A 21403-nucleotide genomic window follows, 5' to 3' on the forward strand; every position below is an offset into this window, starting at 1 on the left:
TTTTGCCGGTACTAATTCATCTGTTTGTGATATGCGATCGTATCTGATGCCAATACAGGTAAACGATAGCCTCCCGTATCAATTTTAAGTCCTGTAATCGCTGTAGCTAATTGTTGAACGCTAGCCGCACTGACCTTTGTTTTGTTCACGTATAACTGCTGTAGTTTCTTATTTTGTTTTAGCGAGACGACAGCCGCATCTGTTACAGCGGTTTCACTCAGGTTCAGATACATCAATTGCTTACAATGGCTCAGCTGCTGCAGTTTGTCGCCCTTGACAGGCGTACCGCGTAAGGTTAAGCGGGTGAGTTGCTGCAATTGCCCCAATGTTTCCAGCGACTGATCTGAAATTTGTGTGCCAGACAAATCCAGCCATATCAATTGCGCTTTTAATGGCAATAACAGCTGAATGTCTTTATCTCCAAATGCTCCGGCAGTAAATGCGGAAACAGACAAGTAGTGGCTGTTAGCGCCTACAGGCAATACCTTAAGGCCCTTAGCTGTTAATGCGGCAATAGCGCTTTCACTGGCAGCTGCTACTTCGGACGCAGGCACCGTTTCCAGCTGGTCTAGTGTTTTTGCCGGCTGCATGGCTGCCAGTACTGCCTGGACGCGTACATTCTTCGGTATATCTTTCACTTTTTTATCGGCGGGTGCGCCATTGGCAATCCACCAATGTAACAGTTCCGTTTCTGCCGGCGATAAGGAAGGTTTCCCTTTTGGCGGCATCCGGTGTTCATCCTCTTCCTGAAGTAAAATGCGTTTGTATATTTCACTCTCCTCAGGAAGACTATCCTTCAATACAGGCCCGTTCTCCCCACCTTTACGCATCAGGGCCAGGGATTCCAACTGTAAGCCGCCTTTCAGCTTTTGCTGACTATGGCAACTCACACAACGTGTATTCAATACCGGTTGTATCAAATCTTCGTATATCCTTGCATCGCTGATATCCTTGTAGTCAGGAGCAGCCGCTTTTGCAGGCTGACTGGCAAACCTGCTTAATGCTGCCGGCATGGCGGCACTGAGGTAGTTGTCGCCATGCGTTAGACTACCGCCATAATGCCCTGTTATTGTAATCAGTAACAACATACTGATACCGGAAAGTATTAACAGCCATGGTTTACGGCGAAGTAATCGCCAGCAGATCCAAAATAAGCCACTACTAACGGCAACGGATATACCAAGATAAAAATGGGTGTCCAATAAGTTTTCTGCATACCCTCCATCTTTGGAGAGGAAGTAGCCGGTGATACAACTGGTGACAGCGGAAAGACATGCCAGTAGCAGTAACAAGGGGACGGCTGTTTGAAAACGCTGCCATCTGGGCCTTTGACTAAGGAGTATCAGAAGAATCGCCGCTACGAGAATACCGATGGGTAAGTGTACCAATACAGGATGCATTCGTCCTGAGAAACTGATCCAGCTACCGTTATTTTGCAATAGAATCATGTTCACTGTTTATTATTTACCATAACGCTGGCGTAGCTGTTGCAGCATGTATACATTGATATCCCATTGATTGGCGACTGGTTGTCGTGTATACGGCAACGTTGGGAGATAATCTGCCGGTCCAAACTCTGTAAGCATGGTGAGGGACTTTCCTGCCTCCTGATGATATTTCACTACCTGATCCCACCAGGTGAAATGTTGCTTCACTGTATTGGCCCACTCCGGCGCTCTCGGATCATTGACCTGTGGTCCTTCCTGGTGGCCTACCCGCGTATGAATATGACTGGTGCGTGAAAGAGCGGCAGCTACGGCTTCCGGCTGATCTTGCAAGAGCGATTCATGAACATTACACCAATGGGAAATATCCAACGTCAGGCGCAGATCAGGTTTGGCAGTGATGAACTGGCGCGTAATATGCGCAGCAAAGAGCATTCTACTCCGATGCGTTTCATGGTACACTGGAATACCGGTATCGCGACTATACCGCATGGTCATTTCAATCAGTGCAGCATTCTGTTCGAAAGTAAAGTAGTCGCGGCCACTATGACAATTGATGTACAACGGACGAACTTCATTTTTCGCAGTTGCGGCACGTAAGTTCGTTTCAAATTCAGCGGCATGTTTTTCATAGTTGCTACTACTGCCCGCACAGAGATATCCTACGGAGAGATGATTTTCTTTCAGCGCGCGATACAGTTCTTGCTGTGTATCGGTATTGGAAGACCACCATACTTCAATCCCATCATATCCGGCATTTTTGGCGGCAGCACAGAATTCGGCCATACTGCCAGGATAGCCCCAGTTGGTAGCCATAATGGAAAGCTTGAAACCTGATTTAGGTTGTGCAGCAGCAAAGGCAAAATCAGGTAGTGCAGGCAGACAAAATGCGGCGCCGAGGAGGGATGTCTGCCTTAAAAAATTTCTTCTTTCTATGTTCATGCAATAAATACTATCGTTAACTTAAAATTGGTGTGATAACTTTCCCGCTGGTATCTGTCAGACGGAAAGGACGGCCCTGAAACTGGTAGGTGAGTTTTTCATGATCAAATCCCAGTTGCTGAAGAATGGTAGCGTGAATATCATTGATGGCTACTTTTCCTTTAATAGCGGAATAGCCGATTTCATCTGTTTCGCCATAGCTACATCCCTTTTTGATGCCGGCGCCGGCCATCCACATGGTAAAGGCTTCCACATGATGATCGCGGCCCAGGAATGGCATGTCTTTGCCATCGCGGTTTTCCTGCATAGGCGTACGACCAAACTCTCCTCCCCATACAACCAGTGTTTCATCCAATAATCCTCTTTGCTTCAGATCCTGTAACAGCGCAGTGATGGGGCGATCTATTTCCCTGCATTTATTCCGGAAACCGTAGTCAATCGCCAGGTTTTCATCTGTACCATGACTATCCCAGCCCCAGTCATACAGCTGTACAAAGCGAACGCCTTTTTCCACCAGTTTCCTGGCGAGTAAACAGTTATTGGCAAAGGATTCTTTACCTGGCTGCGTGCCATACATCTCATGGATATAATCCGGTTCATTGTTGATGTTCATGACTTCCGGTACAGCAATCTGCATCTTATAGGCGAGCTCATATTGGGAAATGCGGGCGAGTGTTTCTGGATCGCCATACGCCGTATATTCTTCCTCGTTAATCTGGTTAATGGCGTCAATAGAGGCTTTGCGCAGGTCGCGGTCCATGCCGTCAGGATCAGTGAGAAAGAGCACAGGATCTCCTTTGGTTCTGCATTGTACGCCCTGGTATACAGATGGAAGAAAACCGCTGCCCCATACGCTTTTGCCAGCATCTGGCGTTTTTCCGCCGGAAGTCAGTACCACAAAGCCCGGGAGATTACTGTTTTCCGTTCCCAATCCATATGTTACCCAGGAACCGGTACTCGGCCGCCCCAATCGCGCACTACCTGTTTGCATTAACAGTTGGGCCGGGCCATGATTGAACTGGTCTGTCTGCACTGCTTTCAGAAATGCCACATCATCGGCCATGGAAGTGAAGTGTGGCAGGTGGTCAGAGATCCATGCACCGGAATTTCCATGTTGTTTGAACACGGCCTGTGGGCCCAGCATTTTAGGGACGCCACGTATAAAAGCGAATTTCTTGCCTTCCAGCAGGGAAGGAGGACAAAGCTGATTATGTAGTTGAGCCAATGCGGGTTTATAATCGAAAAGCTCCAGCTGAGACGGCGCTCCGGCCATATGGAGATAAATCACACTCTTCGCTTTCCCGGGGAAATGAGGCGCTTTAGGGGCCATCGGATCGCCGGTAAGGGCCTGTGGCTTTGAACTGGAGCCACAGCTTGTCAGGAAGGACCCTAATGCAAAAGCACCCAAACCAGTTACACAGTCCATCAGGAAATGCCTGCGGGTAGTATACCGGAGGTGTTCCTTATTGGCTTCATCTATCAATTTCTTATATCTGGACATAACAGACCGTTTATCAGGATTTGGTGAGAAATTCATCCAGGTTCATCACTGCATTGGCAACTGTGGCCAATGCGGCGGTAGCAACTGTGTCTTTACCAGCAGTGGTGCATTGCAGCATTTTACAGGCTGCCGCCGGATTCTTTTGAAACCTGGAAAGTGCATTGTTATATAGCGTCATCAATATTTTCAGTTTACTATCGCTGATAGGTTTGAACAGCGCACGTTCATAACCCCAGCGAATACACGTAGCAGGATCATTTCCCTGTAACTGCATCTGTTTGGCCAATGCAACGGCTGTTTCAATGTATACCGGGTCGTTGAGCGTTACCAATGCCTGTAAAGGCGTATTGGTGCGTATTCTGCGCTGCATACAAACCTCGCGGCTACTACCATCGAAGGATAACATGGAAGGATAAGGACTGGTGCGTTTTTGATAAACATACAGGGCGCGCCGGTATTGATTGCCATCTTCCGCTTTCTTCCAGTAAGCGCCACTCCATACAGATTGCCAGATATTATCTGGTTGATAGGGCATCACACTTGGGCCATGGAGTCCTGGATTTAGCAATCCGCTGACGCGTAGAGCCTGGTCTCGCACTTCTTCGGCGGTTAGCCTGAAATGAGGTCCCCTGGCCAGCAGCCGGTTAGCAGGATCTTTTTCCAGCAGTGCGGGCGTTGTTACGGAAGACTGCCGGTATGCGGCACTCAATACGATCTCCCGAAGTAACGGTTTGACATGCCATTTGTAACCGTGCATGAACTGATAGGCCAGGTAATCGAGCAATTCCGGGTGAGAAGGAGGAAAGCCTTGTGTGCCAAAGTCTTCCAACGTCTCTACTATACCTATTCCAAACAGTTGTTCCCAAAGTCTGTTTACCATTACCCTGGCGGTCAGCGGATTCTGGTCGGAGGTCATCCACATCGCCAGTCCAAGGCGGTTCCTCGGCGCATTGGCAGGGAATGGATTTAAGGAATGAGGTACATCTGGGGTGACCACTTTTCCGGGTACCATCCAGTTGCCTCGCTCAAAAACATGGGTGGTTCGCTGCATGGAAACAGGGTTCTCCACCATCACCGGCACATCATCCGGCTGCATGTTAATGATGGCCATCAGCTGATCGTTGATCTGCTGGTATCCAGGCATCCCTTTTCCCGGGAGATCTTCCCGGAAGGCGAACCACTCTACGCCACACACGCTGGCATCCTTTGGCAGACTCGCATTCCGGAATATGAGAAATAAATCATGTATGCCGTTGGTAGCGGGAATGGGAATATTGGCTGCCACCCGACCTTTCGTAGGCGTTAAAGCGTAGGTAATCCATTTGGGCCCTGCCAGGCTATCCAGTCGTATTTCCAATTGTCCGCCAGGAGTGCCTGTCCAGTAATTCATTAACAGGTGCGTTTTACCTGTCAGATCCTGCTTGGGTAGGCGACAACTGCCACCAGGGCGTATACCCAGGTATTTGGTGTCTGCGAGTGCGCCATTGATATATTGATCGCAGTCATGTGCATGTCGTTTGGGTTCCAGTACCTGCATAAATTCCTGCACATCTGCTACCTGTGTGGTATTGCCATGAGCGGCCACCCAACTGCTCACCTCCCGCACCTGTACGTTACTAACGCTGTCGTACAAACGCAGTTTAGGATGTTCCATGTGGGTATCTTCATCACGGGTGTTATTGAGGAATGCCAACAGCTTGTAGTAGTCTTCGAACCGGAAAGGATCATAAGGATGACTATGACATTGCACGCAGGCAATGGTTACTCCCTGGAATACATCCATCGTAGTACTCACCCGATCCATCACGGCGGCGGTGCGGAATTCTTCGTCTTGTGTTCCGCCTTCATCGTTGGTCATGGTATTGCGATTGAAAGCGGTGGCGATCATTTCTGACTTTCCGGAATGCGGGAGCAGATCGCCGGCCAGTTGCTGGATAGCGAAGCTATCGTATGGAAGGTCGCGGTTGAATGCATCGATGACCCAGTCGCGATAGCGCCATATTTTTCTGCCGTCATCGCGCTCGTAGCCTTTGGTATCTGAATATCGGGCGAGGTCCAACCACATAGCGGCCCAGCGCTCTCCGAAGTGAGGGGATTGCAGCAAGGTGTCTACCAGCTTTTCATAGGCGTCAGGACGCTTATCTGCCGCAAAGGCTTTTGCCATTTCAGCGGTAGGAGGGAGGCCGGTGAGATCAAAACTAACCCGTCGAAGCAGTGTCATTTTATCGGCTTCGGGAGAGGAGGACAGTCCTTCCTCTTTCAGTTTTTTGTTGATGTAATGATCGATTGCATGTGTAGCATCAGGTGCAGCAGGCGCTTTGGGCGGAACGTATGCCCAGTGTTCTCCCCATTCTGCACCGGATTTCACCCAACGGGTGAGGAGTGCTACTTCCTCTTCTGAAAGAGGAGCGCCTTTCTGTGGCATGCGCTCTTTAGGATCTTTGCAGGTGAGTCGCCGTATAAATTCACTCTTTTCCGGATGACCGGGAATGATAGCAGGTTTACCGGATTTGGTGATGCCGAGCGCCTCTTCCCGGAATAAAACACTGAATCCTCCGCTTTGCTTTACGCCGCCATGGCAGCTGATGCAATGCTTATTGAGAATAGGTTTTATTTCCGTACTAAAATCAGGTTTACGCGCACTATTGCAGGCAGCGAAGATGCCGCCGATGGCAATGGCAATGGAGATGTTCACTGTTTTTCTCCGCGTGGAATAGATTCCCATTTACTATTTTGATTGACCAATATAAAGGTAGGGTGGGCGGTCATTATTTTTCCTAGATGATCCGCTGGTAATGATGGATTATATTATGATCCTGCTTTTCTTTCCCGGTATAGATTTGGCGAAATACCCATGATCTTTGTAAACAGTCGGGAGAAGTAATACGGGTCCTCCATACCTAGTCTGCCTGCAATTTCTTTAATACGTAAACTGGTAAAAAGTAAGTACTGACAAGCCTCCTGCATTTTTAACTGGTTGAAATACTCGATAGGAGAAAAGCCGGTTCCTGCCTTGAAAACCGCTGAGAAGTGCGACTGAGAAAGGTTTACGGCTGTGGCCATTTCTTGTAGCGATAACATGGCGTCAATATGCGCACGCATATACTCGATGGATGCATCTATGGAACTGTGTTGTGGAGACGTATTGTAATCTGCATTTGGATAGATACAAGTAGCCAGGAAAGACCAGAAATGCATATTCGCATATTTCAGATTTTCTAACTTAAAGCCTTTGTCCAATTGTTCATAGCTCCTGTCAAATAGGGAAATCCTTTGCAACGACCAGCGAAGGAAAGTACGGTAACCCTCCCATTCCCGGATAGCTGTTTCCAGGAGCCCGTCTGCGCTGCTGCCAAGAAAATGAGCCCAGTAAATAGTCCATGGATCTTTTACATCCGCACTGTATTCATGCGGCGTTTTACGCGGAATAAGGAAACAGTGTCCTGGTTGTATATTCCAGACTTCGCCTGCAACAATAATACGGCCTTTTCCTTCCTTGCAATAAATGAGTATGTGTTGATCTGCGCCCTGTAAGCGGCGACAGTGGTGGAATCTGGCTTTAGGATAGTACCCGATATCCGTAATATACAAGGGCGCCAGCACCGGATCTTCGGGGCAGTGCGTGGACAGCAGGTTGCGGGGCAATACAATCATGCGTTGCCCCTGGAAGCCTTCTTTCTTCCTGATCATAATGGCGGTTTCCTTGAAAATAAGAAAATCCATCCTTGCATCAGAAAAAAATGGATGAACGGAAGTGTATTATTTCTTCTTTTTAAGCACAGTGACGCTGAATTTCACTGGTAGTAAGGGTACATCCTGTTTGTTAGTAGGCAGCGTGCTAATCTTTTCTACTACATCATATCCTTCCGTAATTTCTCCGAAAACGGTGTAATCACCATCCAGTCGAGGTATACCGCCAACGGTCTTGTAAACTTCGCGATGAGCAGCAGGGATTTTGATATGTGTTTTCGCCTCCACAGAATCCAGTTGTGCGTCGGTATATTTTTTACCAACTGTAAAATAGATCTGGTTAAAATAGGACGCCTTCTCTTTGTTATCATCTCTGCCAGCCCCGAGGGTACCGCGTTTATGAAAGAGATCTGGTTTTATTTCTGCCGGAAATCGGGGTGCGCCTAATTCCGGGTGTTGTTTTTCTTTCAGCAGAATAGAATCATCCAGCTCGCCTCCCTGTATAACAAAGTTTTTGATCACCCTATTGAAATGGGCATGAGAGTAAGTACCTTTCTTTACTTCCGCCAGGAACATATCCCTGTGCTTAGGAGTTTCATCATACAGCATCACGGTGAAATTGCCGTAATTGGTTGTGAACTTCACGCGTACAGATTGTGCCTGTACAAATTGTGCACAAAGCAATAGCAACAGTATATAGCAGCCCTTTTTCATAGCAGTTATTTGGTTCAAGTTATTGAAATTTGAGAAGATAGTGTAATGAAACAGCATTTTAGAATAATAAATCCGCGCCCTGGCCGCTTATCTTTGAAGACTTGATCAATTCCATCCATGTATGAAAAAACGAAGTAGTCTCTTCCTTTTACTGGCTTTGCTTTTGTTTCCATCGACCGTAACTGCACAACGTAAGATCATTGTTTCCTGTTTGGGAACGAGTATTACTTATGGCGCCGGTATGTACAACCGGGAGAAGAACAACTATCCGCAGCAATTACAATATTTGTTGGGGAATAATTATGAAGTCCATAACTATGGCGTGAATGGCGCTACACTCCTCGATAAAGGGAATAAACCTTATCGTAGTCAGCCTGCTTACGAACAGGCGCTGTCTGCCAATAGCGATATCATTTTCCTGGAGTTTGGTACCAACGACAGCAAGCAAATCAACTGGCAACACAAAGAGGAATTTGTACAGAACTACAAAGCATTGATTGGCGCATTGCAAAAGAAAAAACATTCGCCTCGTATTATCTTGTTGCTGCCTGTTCCCAGCTATTTAAAAGATAGTACCAGCATTAACGATAGTATTATCCGTACGCAGATTCATCCTTTCATTCAGCAGGTGGCTTATGAAACAGGAGTGGAGTTGATCAACTTATATCCGGGATTTATTGGCCAGCCGGATCTGTTGCCAGACCAGATCCATCCTTCCTCTATAGGCGCAGCAATGATTGCGAGGCGATTGTATGAGGCGGTGAAAGTAAAGGAAGATCCTCGTTTTAATATTTATAGGAAGATGCATGTCGCTACAACCGGCAGTTCGTTCTATGGGTATGCATGTTATGATTTTACGTATGCCGGGAGAAACTGTAAAATCGTACAGCCGAGAGTGACCGCTGCGGGCAGGCCATGGGTATGGCGTGCACGCTTCTGGGGACATGAACCGCAAACAGATATCGCCATGTTGGAGCGCGGTTATCATATTGTGTATTGTGATGTAGTGGAAATGTTCGGCAATCAAACCTGCATTGATATATGGAATAAATACTACCAATTTCTGACGGGTATGGGGCTGCATAAAAAAGCCTTACTGGAAGGAATGAGTCGCGGTGGTATTTATATTTATAATTGGGCGCAGGCGAATCCGGATAAAGTGGCAGGTATATATGCAGACGCGCCTCAACTGGACTTCCGCAGCTGGCCCAGAAAAGGGAGCCTTACCAATTGGGAAATTTTCAAGCAGCAATATCATCTGACAGAAGAACAAGCCCTGCACTTCACAGGAGCCCCGCTGGATCATGCGGAAGCTATTGCAAAAATGGGATTCCCGATGTTGCATGCGGTAGGAGATGCAGACAGTACGGTGCCAGTGGCGGAGAATACCGCCCTCTTTGAACAACGTATTAAAGCGGCTGGCGGAAACATTACGGTAATTCATAAACCTGGAGTAGCGCATCATCCGCATAGTCTGGCGAATCCGAAGCCAATAGTAGATTTCATGTTACAGGCTACTGGTCATAAAATCAATTTCGCAGTGCTGCCGGTTCCTGGCGCAGAGTATCGTAAGGCGGCTGGCTGGAAAATTGACAATGGCTGGTGGGAACAGCATGCCGATATTGATAGTTTGCTACAGGCACAAAAAGGACAATTGGATATTGTTTTTGCAGGAAATTCCATCACTCAAGGGCTTGGCGGACATAGAACCAGAACCACCAACAGAGCAGGATTTCAGGCATTCGACAGTACATTCAGTAAATGGAAATGGGAGTGTGCCGGCATCTCTGGCGACAGAGTACAAAATCTGTTATGGCGGTTGCAAAACGGTCAGTACAAACAGTCGCAGCCTAAAGTACTGGTAGTAACCATTGGCGTAAATAACTTCGGAGACAACGACAGCGGTGCAGAGATTGCCGCTGGTATATTGGAAATAGCTAACTGGGTAAAGCGTAACATGCCAGGAACAAAATTATTACTGACAGGGTTATTACCAACCGGTTTCACCCCTGAGGAGCCCCGCCGCCAAAAGTACAATGAAATACACCAGGTGCTGGCTGCAGCTAACCATGACGGATATACGTATTTGCCACTTACCAGCGCTTTCACTAATAGCGATGGCACATTAGATGCCGGCTGCTATGCAAAAGATGGTATCCATCTTACAGCGGAAGGTTACCGCAGATGGGCGGCTGCACTATCACCGCAGTTGGAAAAGATGCTGGCCAAGTAGGACATTCATCCCTGTTTCTTTTGAGCGGAGACAGGGATGTTTGCTTTGAAAGCGTGTGAAAAAATTATTAAGTTAGTGTAAACCTCAGTTTTGGAACCTGTTTCGTGTATAGCTTTACGTTATGAATATATGTAACTGTCTGCCAACAATAGTCCATCCATGATACGCTCAAAATTTCCATTTTACATCCTGCTGGCGGCTACGCTGATGTCTTGCAGCAGAAAAGAAACTGCTGATATCGGGAAAGGTAATCCTGCTGTCACGCCAGGAACAGAAGCCAACACCGTCACTTATACAGACGAAAGCGCTTTCGTGAGCAGTTTGTCTTCCTATGGTTATAAAACGCCAGATCAGCTCAATCTCAATCGGGTGGCTTCTACCAGCGGATACAATACAGTATATGGATTTAATATTCCTGCCGCCAATCAGGTGACTGGCTTTAAATGGAATGATGGCGATGAAGCCACCAATGAGTGGCGTCCGCAGGGGATCACCGGTTTCACCATGGCAGGCAGAAAATTCTTATTAGTAACATGGTATGGGGTAGACCCGGGTACTATTGCCGGAGTGGCCAATCAACATAAAGGTGTGCGTGTCTCCCTGGTCGATATCACCAACATGAACAGTATTACGTACAGGCATATACTGTTGGTACAGAGTAAAGGCAATATGACGAATTCCGCGCTATATAAGTCATCCAACACCTATAATCAGCTGGATGCTTTCTGTCCGGTAACCATTCATGCAGGTGGAGTAGCTTGCTTTGCCGGTAAAATATATGTAGCCGATACGAATCTGGGTATACGTGTATTCGACTTGTCCAAGTTTATATCCGCTGCAGGAGATTCCGCTGAAACTAGCTGTGGTAAAGTGTCGAATGGAGATCTGAAAGCATTTAACTATGCTTATATTTTACCGCAGACAGGCTATTATAAAATTACAAATGCAAAACCTTTCTCTGCTATTGAATTAGGAGAAGGCGCTACTGCGGCAGATAAATATCTCTGGACCTGTCAGTATATTACTTCCACAGAAACCGCTACGCCACAGGTGTTTGGTTTCCCGTTGAATGCGGCTGGAACTATTACTACCGCCACACAACCAGTGGTGATAACTCCCATTGATAATACTAACGGTAACGTATATAACATGCAGGGCGTATTCCGTGCAGGAACAAAAACCTTCATGACTACAACTGGTAACAGTTCGTATGAGGGTTCCACTGCGCGACTCGTTCGTTTTGCAGATGGCGCAACAGCCGGCGTACGCTATCGCTGGCCACATGGCGCAGAAGATCTTTACAGAGATGAAGCTACTGGCTATCTCTGGAACCTGACAGAATATGAAACCTCCAAATACGGCCAGGATAACCGGGTGGTATTTGCAGTGCGACTGTCGGACTACAATTAATTTATCCTATATTCCCTATGACTCCACACGAGGTTGTGCGAATTTTGTTTCTCGCAAAGAGGCGAAGAGGCAAAGAAGCAAAGACGCAAAAAAGTAATGGCTTATGTTTTGTTATTTGAAACAACAACAACAAAACATCATCTTTCATTCCTTTGCGCTTTTACGAGAAACAAATTCGCCCAACAACCTCGTTTTTTATTAACTTGTATCCTCATAAATTATTCTATGATGCGATACCTGTTATCACTATGCCTTTGTATGGCTATCGGCTTATCGGCAATGGCCCAGAAAGAAAAGAACGAACTACATTTTACCAGTAGCCAGGCACAAAGGATTACTGTATATAAAGGAACTGTTTTCGTGAATGGCAACAAAGCCTTCATCTTCCCGGAAGACAATATCAATTATCCCAGCAAAAGAAACCGACTGATTGAAGATGGTAAATCCGTTTTCCTTTTCCTGGATGTAGCGATGAAAACAGGCGCCAACAGATTATATGTTTTCAATATTGACCATTCCCTCGCAGATACCCTCCTGACGGCTGTCAGCTCAGATGTGAAAGACTGGGATCATGATGGCAACATGGAATTTGGCGGTGCTGAACCTGCCATTCCATATGTACCATTCACCGATAAAGGCAATGACTCTGCTTATTATGTACCTTCCCGATTTTATGAGATCCGGAAAGGGAAGATTACCTATGATGCTGATCTGACAGAAAAAACTGATATCAAGGCGAATGGCGTCTTCCTGGCAGAACCTTACGATGCCTCCGGCAAACCCAAGCTGATCAAACGCAAGAAGAAATATAGTTAATAAATTGATTATCAATATAAGAGGCCGTTCGGAAGAGCGGCCTCTGCTGTTTTTAGACTGGGTGGAACTTCAAAATTGCTATAACTTTGTATAACACTTTGCATGTAACTGCGTACATATGAAAGTATTGATAGTAGAGGATAACCGGGAATTGTCCAGCGGCATAGCGGATTATCTGACAGGAGAAAAATACATCTGTGAGCCGGCTTACGATTTTGAAACTGCCAGCGAGAAACTGGCTTTGTTTACCTACGATTGTATCCTCGTAGATATCATGCTCCCTGATGGCAATGGACTGGAATTGCTAAAGCAGATCCGTCGGGATGATATCCGCAGCGGTATCCTCATAATCTCCGCCAAAGATGCCCTCGATGATAAGGTCAAAGGATTGGATGAAGGCGCAGATGATTATGTGATCAAACCTTTTCATATGTCGGAGCTGCACGCCCGTTTGCGCGCCATTTACCGACGCAAGAAACTGGAAGGCCCCAGTAACCTGGTCAGCTTTAATGAAATAGAACTCAATACAGATACAGTAGAAGCAAAGGTGAACCAGCAACTGCTGGATGTCACCCGCAAGGAATTTGACCTGTTACTGTACTTTATCGTCAATAAAAATCGCGTACTTTCGAAACAGGCGATAGCAGCCCATCTGTGGGGAGATTATACCGATAATCTTTCCAATTTCGATTTTGTATACCAGCACGTTAAGAATTTAAGAAAGAAGATCAGCACGGCAGAAGGCACAGATTATATTGAAACGGTTTACGGACTGGGGTACAAGTTTAATACGTCCAAGCAATGAAGTTAATCAATAAAATCACCATGTGGTTTCTGGGAGTGATCCTGCTGGTAACGCCAGTTACCATGTTCATTTCCCGGAATAATATCAAGAAACACCTGGATCAGGCGGAGATTTCCCGCATGACAGGCGTCAATGACCACGTGTATAAGCAGTTGTTAGCTGGCGGAAAGCCGGATCATTATACCCATGGCCGTCCGATAGAGGTGAGTTTGTACCAGGGAGCAATGCCCCAGCAAAAAGTGCAGGTGAGAAAAGAGAACCTTGCAGAAGATGATATGGTGAAGAAAGAATGCCGTATTACAGTCGATTCCTATTATCCAATCGGAGACCAGATATATAAAATTTCCTCTTATAACTTCGTACTGAACTCACAGGATATCTTTGACGGGATGTTATATACCGTTGTTTGGAAAATGCTGATAATGGTGCTGGGAGTGGGTCTTACGGCCAGGTTCCTTTCCAGGATTATTCTGGAACCTTTTTATAGGGCTATGAAAGCCATCAAGGAGTTCGATCTGAAGCGCGGAGATAGTAAACTGAAATTGCCGCATACGACCACCAAAGAGTTCCAGGAATTAAATGCTTTTTTACGGAAGATGACAGACAAAGCGGCCGCAGATTATGCCTCTGTCAAGGAGTTTAGTGAAAACGCGTCACACGAACTCCAAACGCCGCTGGCCATCGTGCGCAGTAAGCTCGATCTCCTGAGCCAGACGCAAATCGACGATCGGCAGGCCACCCTCATAGGCGATATGCAGTCTGCCATTGAACGACTATCGCATATCAACCGTAGCCTCGTCTTGTTAACAAAACTGGAAAACCAGGAATATAAAACGGCAGAAAGTATTAAATTCTGCAAGGTTACCCGTAATGTAATGGATACTTATGAAGACTGGATAAAAATGAAAGAGATCCGGTTACATAGTAATCTTGATAAAAATGTAACGCTACAAATACACCCTGTACTGGCAGAAATCCTGATTGGTAATCTGCTCAGTAATGCTATTCGCTACAACGATGAAGGAGGACAGATCCGCATCGATCTCACCCGTCAATGGCTGCGTATCAGCAATACTGGTCATCCGCCTGATTTGCCTACCGCCGATATGTTCAGCAGATTTAAGAAAGGCAACCAATGTAATGAAAGTACCGGCCTCGGCCTGGCTATTGTAAAACAGATCTGTGATGTAAATGACTTTTCTGTGACGTATCAATTTGAAAAAGGCTGGCATCAGGTAAAGGTACAATTCAGACAGGCGGAACTCCCTACAGTAGAGGGTTCTGGCGATATGTCCCGTGAAGGTCAGTTGGCGGTTTCCTGATTTACCTCTCAGAAATATTCCAAATTTGAAGCAACCTTCAAATTTACTTCAAAATGTGACGATCACTTTGCAGTTGAATTCTAATCAGACTTACCGGCTGTAAAAATCTAATCACATGTGGAGTAAGAAACTCTTGCTGTTGGCGCTATTATCCTTTCTGATGAATGAATACCTATGCGCTCAACAGGTCTTTACCCTTCAGCAGGCCATCGATACCGCTATTGCCAATTACGGTACTATTAAAGCGAAAGCCAGTTATACCGCTGCTGCCAATGAGCAGGTAAAGCAGGCGCGCCGCGACTATCTGCCTAATGTAAATTTATCGGCCCAGCAGGACTATGGGACCATCAACGGCCAAAATGGCCCCATGTATGGCTTTGGTGGCCTCGCGGCCTCTTCTTCCGGCGTACCGCTGGACCACCAGAACTGGAACGCTGCCTTCGGCGCCTTATATCTCACCAACATAAACTGGGACTTCTTTGCCTTCGGACGCGCAAAGGAGAAAATAAAAACCGCAATGGCGGCTGCTACTCAGAACGATAAAGATTGGCAACAGGAAATTTTCAGACACAAAATTAAAGTGGCAGCCGCTTATTTAAATCTTGTAGCGGCACAACAGCTTACCCGTTCCTTCAAAGACAACATGGACCGCGCCGATACCGTTCGCAAACTGGTGCGTGTACGCGTGCTCAATCACCTGATTGCCGGCGTCGATTCCTCTCAGGCAAATGCCGAGTATTCCAGCGCCCGCATCACCTGGACGAAAGCCAAAGATGCTGAACAAGAACAAGGAAATCAACTGGCCCAATTGCTGGGAGTACCTGCTCAGAATTTTACAGTAGATACCGAATTCGTGAAGAGAATTCCAAATCTCGCTGATGTACAATTATCAGAAGACAATCACCCAGTGTTACAATGGTATAAAAGCAGAATTGCTTTAAGCGATGAACAGGCTAAATACTACAAAACACTCTACTATCCTGCCTTTTCAGTAGTAGGCGTATTGCAGACAAGAGGCTCCGGATTTGGCAACAACTATGGCGTGGATCAGCATAACTTCAGTCAGGGATATTGGGATGGCGTTAACCCTACGCGTACCAACTACTTAATAGGCGTGGGCGTTACCTGGAACATCACCCAGCCGCTGCGTATCTCCCGACAAGTAAAAGCACAGCAACAAATCAGCAAAGGTCTGCAATATGAATATGATCTGGCAGACCAACAGATAAAAGCACAAATGCAACTCTCTGATACCAAACTGCAAAATGCCCTGGATAATTTCCGGGAAGTGCCGGTGCAAGTGAAAGCTGCTTCTGACGCCTATCTCCAGAAATCCGTCCTTTATAAAAATGGACTGACCAACCTGGTGGATCTTACGCAGGCAGCCTATGCGCTGATACGCGCCCAAACAGACAGAGATATCGCTTATGTAAATGTTTGGCAGGCGTTGCTGATAAAAGCGGCTGCTGCCGGAGATTTCAATGTGTTTACCTACTAACGCTGTCGTATAAACGGAAACCATGCTAGTATTATCTAAGAACAATTTATTATGAACCTGATTAGTTTTGCGCTTAAGAAACCTATTACTATTTTGGTACTGGTGGCCGGTCTGTTCTTCTTTGGAATCAAGGCGGTAAACAGTATCAAGATAGATATCTTTCCTAAACTGGATCTACCCGTATTGTATGTTTCCCATCCATTCGGCGGTTATACCCCTGCCCAGATGGAAACGTATTTCGCTAAACAATATATCAACATCTTTCTTTTCGTAAATGGTGTTAAAAGTATTGAAACCAAAAACATCCAGGGTCTCACCCTGATGAAGATCAACTTCTATCCCGGTACCAACATGGCCCAGGCTGCAGCGGAGGTCAGCGCCTTTTCCAACAGAATACAGGCCATCTTCCCACCTGGTTCCAATCCGCCCTTTATCATTCGCTTCGATGCCTCCACCTTGCCAGTAGGACAACTCGTACTCAGCAGTGATAAACGCAATAACAACGAATTACTAGATCTGGCAAACGTGTATGTACGTTCTACTTTTACGTCTATACCCGGACTGGTAGCCTCTCCTCCATTCGGAGGTAACGTGCGTACCATTGTTATCAAAGCAGACCCGGAATTACTCCGTCAGCATAACATGACAACGGATCAGCTGGTAGAAGCGATGCGACTGAACAACCAGACAACGCCTTCCGGTAACGTACGTATCGGTGATAAGAACTATATCACACCGGCAAATACCACTATCAGAACGGTAAAAGACTTTGAGAATATTCCTCTATTCAAAGGAGATGTAAAAAACCTCTATCTCCGGGACGTAGCCACCATTGAAGATGCTGCGGATATCACTTCCGGTTATGCATTGGTGAATGGTCGCCGCTCCGTATACCTGAGCGTGGCGAAAAGTGCGGATGCTTCTACATGGGAAGTAGTACAAAATCTGAAAGCAGCATTGCCTAAAATCCAGGCCCAGCTGCCGGAAGATGTGAAATTATCCTATGAGTTTGACCAATCCACCTATGTCATCAACTCTGTAAAAAGTTTGTTATCCGAAGGTATTATCGGGGCTATTCTCACGGGTCTGATGGTATTGCTCTTCCTGGGCGATGCCAGGGGCGCTGCCATTGTAATCCTGACTATTCCTACCTCTATTATATCGGCGGTATTGTTCCTTTCATTGACAGGACAAACCATCAATATCATGACGCTGAGTGGTCTGGCCCTGGCGATTGGTATCCTGGTAGATGAGAGTACGGTAACGATAGAAAATATACACCAGCATTTGGATATGGGTAAACCGAAGGCCCTGGCTATCTGGGATGCCTGTCAGGAAATTGCCTTTCCAAAATTGCTGATCCTCTTCTGTATCCTGGCGGTATTTGCGCCAGCCTTTACCATGGGCGGTATTCCAGGATCTTTGTTCCTCCCGCTGGCATTGGCGATTGGCTTCAGTATGATCATCTCCTATTTCCTGGCACAGACATTCGTACCTGTGATGGCCAACTGGATGATGAAAGGTAAACACCACAAAAAATCAGATGGTAAACTGATGACGGATGCAGAAGAATATGAAGCAGCCGGTTTGCCAAAAGGTAGTGAAAAGAATACCTGGGATCAGAAAGAAATGCTGGTAAAACATGCCGACAGCAACCGGGATGGTAAAATCAGTCGCTTCGAAAAATTACGTCAGCGTTATCTTCGCTTCCTGGATAGAATGATGCCTTATCGTCGTCCGATTGTAATTGGCTACCTCGTAGTAGTGGGAGCTCTTGCAGCCTTGATGTTTATCGGTATAGGCAGAGACGTATTACCGAAAGTAAACAGTGGCCAGTTCCAGGTGAGACTACGCTTGCCGGATGGTACCCGTATTGAAAATACAGAAGCTGCGACTCTCAAACTGACAGATGCCATCAATAACCTGGTAGGAAAAGAACATGTGTCTATCACCTCTGCTTATGTAGGGATGCATCCGCAACAGTTTTCCATCAGTCCTGTCTTCCTTTGGATGGCGGGTCCTCATGAGGCGGTGTTGCAGGTAGCATTGAAAGAGGATTACAAAGTAAACCTGGATGAGCTGAAAGATAAGATCAGGCATAAGATGGAAGAAGTCAGTCCCCAAATGAAATTATCATTTGAGCCGATTGAGTTAACAGATAAGATTTTGAGTCAGGGTTCTCCTACACCGGTAGAGGTAAGGTTCTCTGGTCGTGATAAGAAAATGAATGAGCTGTACGCTCAAAAAATGGTAACAGAACTGAAAAAGATTGCCTATCTCCGGGATGTGCAGATTGGACAGTCAATTCATTATCCAGCGGTGAATGTGGAAATTGACCGTGTACGCGCGGCACAGTTGGGCGTGGATATGACCGACGTTTCTCGTTCCTTGATTGCATCCACTTCTTCTTCCCGATATACAGAAAAGAATATCTGGGTAGATGAAAAAGGAGGCAATAGCTATAGCGTACAGGTACAGATTCCGGAGAGTAAGATGGCTAGTAAGGATGATATTAGTGAGATACCATTGCTTAAGAATGCTTCCCGTCCGGTATTAGGGGATGTGGCGGACCTGAAAGATGGCGTTACTTACGGAGAAACCGACAACCTTGGCGCTATGCCAATGCTAACGGTAACGGCTAACCTGAATAAAAAGGATTTAGGCTTTGCTGCCGGAGATGTGAAAAAAGCCATTGCTAACCTGGGAACACTCCCGCGTGGTTTGAATGTGGAAATGATTGGTTTGAGTACAACGTTGAAGGATACACTGGATAGTTTACAAGGGGGATTGCTGGTAGCCATTGTAGTAATATTCCTGATGCTGGCGGCCAACTTCCAGTCGTTCCGCGTATCTGCGGTGGTATTGGCAACGGTACCTGCGGTATTGTTAGGCTCGCTGGTATTGCTGATGATATGTCATTCTACCTTGAACCTGCAATCGTACATGGGGATGATCATGTCGGTGGGTGTATCCATATCTAACGCCGTATTGTTGATCACTAATGCCGAGCAGTTACGTAAATCCAATGGGGATGCGTTGTTATCAGCCAGAGAGGCAGCAGCATTACGTTTGCGACCTATTCTGATGACAGCCCTGGCCATGGTGGTAGGTATGATTCCAATGGCGAGCGGACTCGGAGAAGCGGGAGATCAGTCGTCTCCGCTGGGAAGGGCCGTAGTGGGCGGTTTGATCGCGTCTACCTTTGCGGCACTCTTTATTCTGCCATTGGCCTTTGCATGGGGACAGGGAAGAGCTACTACACAAAGCGTTTCACTGCATCCTAGGGATGAAGAAAGTATTCACTATATTCCTGAAGACGAAAAATAAATTATAAAATTTTTATAAATCGAATCATATGAACAGCGGTTTGCGTAATTTTTTTCCTTTCTTATCAGCCATGATGCTCACGGCTGGGCTATACAGCTGCGGGAATTCCGATGCTAAGGAGGAAAAGGCTGCTGCTGCGGAAGCGGCGCCAGCTCTGCAGGCATTTAATTTGCAAAAAGGGAACGTTTCCTCCAACATAAAAATACCAGGTGAGCTGATTGCCTTTCAACAGGTAGACCTGTATGCAAAGGTGAGTAGCTTTGTAAGAAAGCTGAATGCAGACGTGGGTACACAGGTAAGCGAGGGACAGTTATTAGCGACGATGGAAGCGCCTGAGTTAAATGCGCAATTGTCCGGAGCGGAGTCTAAACTGAAATCCCAGGAAGCTATTTATTTATCCAGCAAAGCGAACTACGATCGTTTACTGGAAACCAGCAAAACGCCTGGTACGGTATCTCAGAACGACCTGGATATTGCTTTCGCCCGTCAGAAGTCAGACCTGGCTCAACTGGATGCTGCAAAGGCAGCTTTGCGGGAAGTCGGCGATAACAGAAATTACCTGACTATCCGTGCCCCATTCTCCGGGGTGATTACTGCCCGTAACGTAAGTGCAGGCGCCTATGTAGGCCCGGCAGGAAAGGGTTCTGAACTGCCAATTTTTACCTTGCAGGAACAGAAAAAATTAAGGCTGGTAGTGAGCGTACCGGAAGCGTATACCAGTTATCTTACTAGCCAGAGCGAAGTGGCCTTTACGATTCATTCCCTGAATAACCGGAAATTTACGGGTAAAGTCATTCGTCTGGCAGGCGCACTGGATCGCAAGTTGCGCTCTCAGCACATAGAGATCGATGTTCCCAATAACGATAAAATCTTGCTGCCTGGAATGATTGCAGAAGTGAGCATTCCGTTGAACAGCGCTACCAGCAACTTTGTAGTGCCGTCTACTGCTATTCTGAATTCCACAAAAGGAGTTTTTGTGATCAAAATCCAGGATCATAAAACGAAATGGGTGCCTGTTACTACTGGCCGCAGTGAAGATGGTAAAACCGAAATCTTCGGTGATCTGAACGAAGGAGATACATTGATTACAGCTGCTACAGAAGAAGTGAGGGATGATGTGACCGTGCCCGCAGTGAAAGTAGGAAAATAGAATGGATGTTGTCTAATAAGAAAGGAGTTGGGTGAGTTTCATCCAACTCCTTTTGCGTTTTTTCTTTCCTGCGCCTTTTTTTCTTTTTCCGCTAGTTTTTCCCTCCTTACTTTTCCGCCATGGAAATGAGCATACATCGCTCTGAATGTAATTTTTCTACCACGTCCTACAAATCCTAATCCTGCTCTGGCATTTAGCCATGGGGCTTCGCCATATGTTAAGTACCCCAAAAAACCCAAATCCAGCTTACCATAGGCATTGATTATATCATGAATGAACCGGGACTGTCTTTCTTCCAATTGCAGGGATTGTAATTTGACCCTGGTGGCTTCCGTTAGATCCATACCAACTGGGAGTTCTGGCTTTATCTGGTTTTCCAGGTACGCATCATCATCATATTTATCAGCAAAAGCAGGATATACCGGGCCGCTACCCCAGGCTTCAGGCACTTCCCTGAATAATGGATGTTTTCGAAAAAGACAAGATGCCAGGCTTGCAGGTAGTATAATAACCTGTGAACTCTTTGCTTTTGTGATTCCAGGCCTGCTGC

Annotated in this window: 15 protein-coding genes; 8 read left to right on the forward strand and 7 right to left on the reverse strand. The window is 46.4% G+C overall.

The window, feature by feature from the left end:
* Positions 1 to 11 precede the first annotated feature (11 nt).
* From CLV59_RS04005 to CLV59_RS04030, 6 genes are all read right to left on the reverse strand, one after another.
* Entirely contained in the window at positions 12 to 1448 is a 1437-nt protein-coding gene (locus CLV59_RS04005) for a c-type cytochrome domain-containing protein (RefSeq protein ID WP_111590700.1), read from the reverse strand.
* A 12-nt stretch (positions 1449 to 1460) separates the two neighbouring features.
* On the reverse strand, positions 1461 to 2387 hold the full coding sequence (locus tag CLV59_RS04010) for a sugar phosphate isomerase/epimerase family protein (RefSeq protein ID WP_111590701.1): 927 nt from the start codon (positions 2385 to 2387) through the stop codon (positions 1461 to 1463).
* Positions 2388 to 2403: 16 nt separating this feature from the next.
* Positions 2404 to 3888 (reverse strand): DUF1501 domain-containing protein, encoded by a 1485-nt coding sequence (locus CLV59_RS04015; RefSeq protein WP_111590702.1) that lies wholly within the window; start codon positions 3886 to 3888, stop codon positions 2404 to 2406.
* Between the two features lie 13 nt (positions 3889 to 3901).
* A complete protein-coding gene (locus tag CLV59_RS04020; protein ID WP_111590703.1) occupies positions 3902 to 6613 on the reverse strand; it encodes a DUF1553 domain-containing protein in 2712 nt (903 codons plus the stop codon).
* 83 nt (positions 6614 to 6696) lie between these two features.
* A complete protein-coding gene (locus CLV59_RS04025) occupies positions 6697 to 7578 on the reverse strand; it encodes an AraC family transcriptional regulator (protein ID WP_111590964.1) in 882 nt (293 codons plus the stop codon).
* Positions 7579 to 7647: 69 nt separating this feature from the next.
* Entirely contained in the window at positions 7648 to 8292 is a 645-nt protein-coding gene (locus tag CLV59_RS04030; RefSeq protein WP_111590704.1) for a peptidylprolyl isomerase, read from the reverse strand.
* Between the two features lie 121 nt (positions 8293 to 8413).
* On the opposite strand from CLV59_RS04030, the gene CLV59_RS04035 reads away from it, so the two are divergent.
* The 8 genes from CLV59_RS04035 to CLV59_RS04070 all read left to right on the forward strand — a co-directional run bounded on the left by CLV59_RS04035 (position 8414) and on the right by CLV59_RS04070 (position 20853).
* The gene (locus CLV59_RS04035; protein WP_111590705.1) at positions 8414 to 10525 is read left to right on the forward strand and encodes a GDSL-type esterase/lipase family protein; all 2112 of its coding nucleotides are present in this window, start codon (positions 8414 to 8416) and stop codon (positions 10523 to 10525) included.
* 159 nt (positions 10526 to 10684) lie between these two features.
* Positions 10685 to 11935, forward strand: coding sequence for a hypothetical protein (locus CLV59_RS04040; protein WP_111590706.1), 1251 nt, complete (start codon positions 10685 to 10687; stop codon positions 11933 to 11935).
* A 225-nt stretch (positions 11936 to 12160) separates the two neighbouring features.
* On the forward strand, positions 12161 to 12751 hold the full coding sequence (locus CLV59_RS04045; protein WP_211323717.1) for a hypothetical protein: 591 nt from the start codon (positions 12161 to 12163) through the stop codon (positions 12749 to 12751).
* A 118-nt stretch (positions 12752 to 12869) separates the two neighbouring features.
* A complete protein-coding gene (locus CLV59_RS04050; RefSeq protein ID WP_111590708.1) occupies positions 12870 to 13556 on the forward strand; it encodes a response regulator transcription factor in 687 nt (228 codons plus the stop codon).
* Entirely contained in the window at positions 13553 to 14878 is a 1326-nt protein-coding gene (locus tag CLV59_RS04055; protein ID WP_111590709.1) for a sensor histidine kinase, read from the forward strand. Before CLV59_RS04050 ends, CLV59_RS04055 begins: the two co-directional genes overlap by 4 nt.
* 115 nt (positions 14879 to 14993) lie before the next feature.
* On the forward strand, positions 14994 to 16376 hold the full coding sequence (locus CLV59_RS04060) for a TolC family protein (RefSeq protein ID WP_111590710.1): 1383 nt from the start codon (positions 14994 to 14996) through the stop codon (positions 16374 to 16376).
* A 51-nt stretch (positions 16377 to 16427) separates the two neighbouring features.
* Positions 16428 to 19703: an efflux RND transporter permease subunit gene (locus tag CLV59_RS04065; protein ID WP_111590711.1), complete on the forward strand. Its 3276-nt coding sequence runs from the start codon at positions 16428 to 16430 to the stop codon at positions 19701 to 19703.
* 28 nt (positions 19704 to 19731) lie between these two features.
* The gene (locus CLV59_RS04070) at positions 19732 to 20853 is read left to right on the forward strand and encodes an efflux RND transporter periplasmic adaptor subunit (RefSeq protein WP_111590712.1); all 1122 of its coding nucleotides are present in this window, start codon (positions 19732 to 19734) and stop codon (positions 20851 to 20853) included.
* 38 nt (positions 20854 to 20891) lie between these two features.
* Here the strand turns inward: CLV59_RS04070 and CLV59_RS04075 are convergent, their stop codons facing one another.
* Positions 20892 to 21389 (reverse strand): Panacea domain-containing protein, encoded by a 498-nt coding sequence (locus CLV59_RS04075; protein ID WP_394336928.1) that lies wholly within the window; start codon positions 21387 to 21389, stop codon positions 20892 to 20894.
* Positions 21390 to 21403 lie beyond the last annotated feature (14 nt).

Origin of the sequence: Chitinophaga dinghuensis (assembly GCF_003259435.1) — a bacterium.
In the GTDB taxonomy this organism is placed as follows: domain Bacteria; phylum Bacteroidota; class Bacteroidia; order Chitinophagales; family Chitinophagaceae; genus Chitinophaga; species Chitinophaga dinghuensis.

Bases quoted from the DNA above. Each gene is read 5' to 3' on its own strand.
- CLV59_RS04005 (WP_111590700.1), bottom strand. From the start codon at position 1,448: ATGATTCTATTGCAAAATAACGGTAGCTGGATCAGTTTCTCAGGACGA.
- CLV59_RS04010 (WP_111590701.1), bottom strand. From the start codon at position 2,387: ATGAACATAGAAAGAAGAAATTTTTTAAGGCAGACATCCCTCCTCGGC.
- CLV59_RS04015 (WP_111590702.1), bottom strand. From the start codon at position 3,888: ATGTCCAGATATAAGAAATTGATAGATGAAGCCAATAAGGAACACCTC.
- CLV59_RS04020 (WP_111590703.1), bottom strand. From the start codon at position 6,613: ATGGGAATCTATTCCACGCGGAGAAAAACAGTGAACATCTCCATTGCC.
- CLV59_RS04025 (WP_111590964.1), bottom strand. From the start codon at position 7,578: ATGATCAGGAAGAAAGAAGGCTTCCAGGGGCAACGCATGATTGTATTG.
- CLV59_RS04030 (WP_111590704.1), bottom strand. From the start codon at position 8,292: ATGAAAAAGGGCTGCTATATACTGTTGCTATTGCTTTGTGCACAATTT.
- CLV59_RS04035 (WP_111590705.1), top strand. From the start codon at position 8,414: ATGAAAAAACGAAGTAGTCTCTTCCTTTTACTGGCTTTGCTTTTGTTT.
- CLV59_RS04040 (WP_111590706.1), top strand. From the start codon at position 10,685: ATGATACGCTCAAAATTTCCATTTTACATCCTGCTGGCGGCTACGCTG.
- CLV59_RS04045 (WP_211323717.1), top strand. From the start codon at position 12,161: ATGATGCGATACCTGTTATCACTATGCCTTTGTATGGCTATCGGCTTA.
- CLV59_RS04050 (WP_111590708.1), top strand. From the start codon at position 12,870: ATGAAAGTATTGATAGTAGAGGATAACCGGGAATTGTCCAGCGGCATA.
- CLV59_RS04055 (WP_111590709.1), top strand. From the start codon at position 13,553: ATGAAGTTAATCAATAAAATCACCATGTGGTTTCTGGGAGTGATCCTG.
- CLV59_RS04060 (WP_111590710.1), top strand. From the start codon at position 14,994: ATGTGGAGTAAGAAACTCTTGCTGTTGGCGCTATTATCCTTTCTGATG.
- CLV59_RS04065 (WP_111590711.1), top strand. From the start codon at position 16,428: ATGAACCTGATTAGTTTTGCGCTTAAGAAACCTATTACTATTTTGGTA.
- CLV59_RS04070 (WP_111590712.1), top strand. From the start codon at position 19,732: ATGAACAGCGGTTTGCGTAATTTTTTTCCTTTCTTATCAGCCATGATG.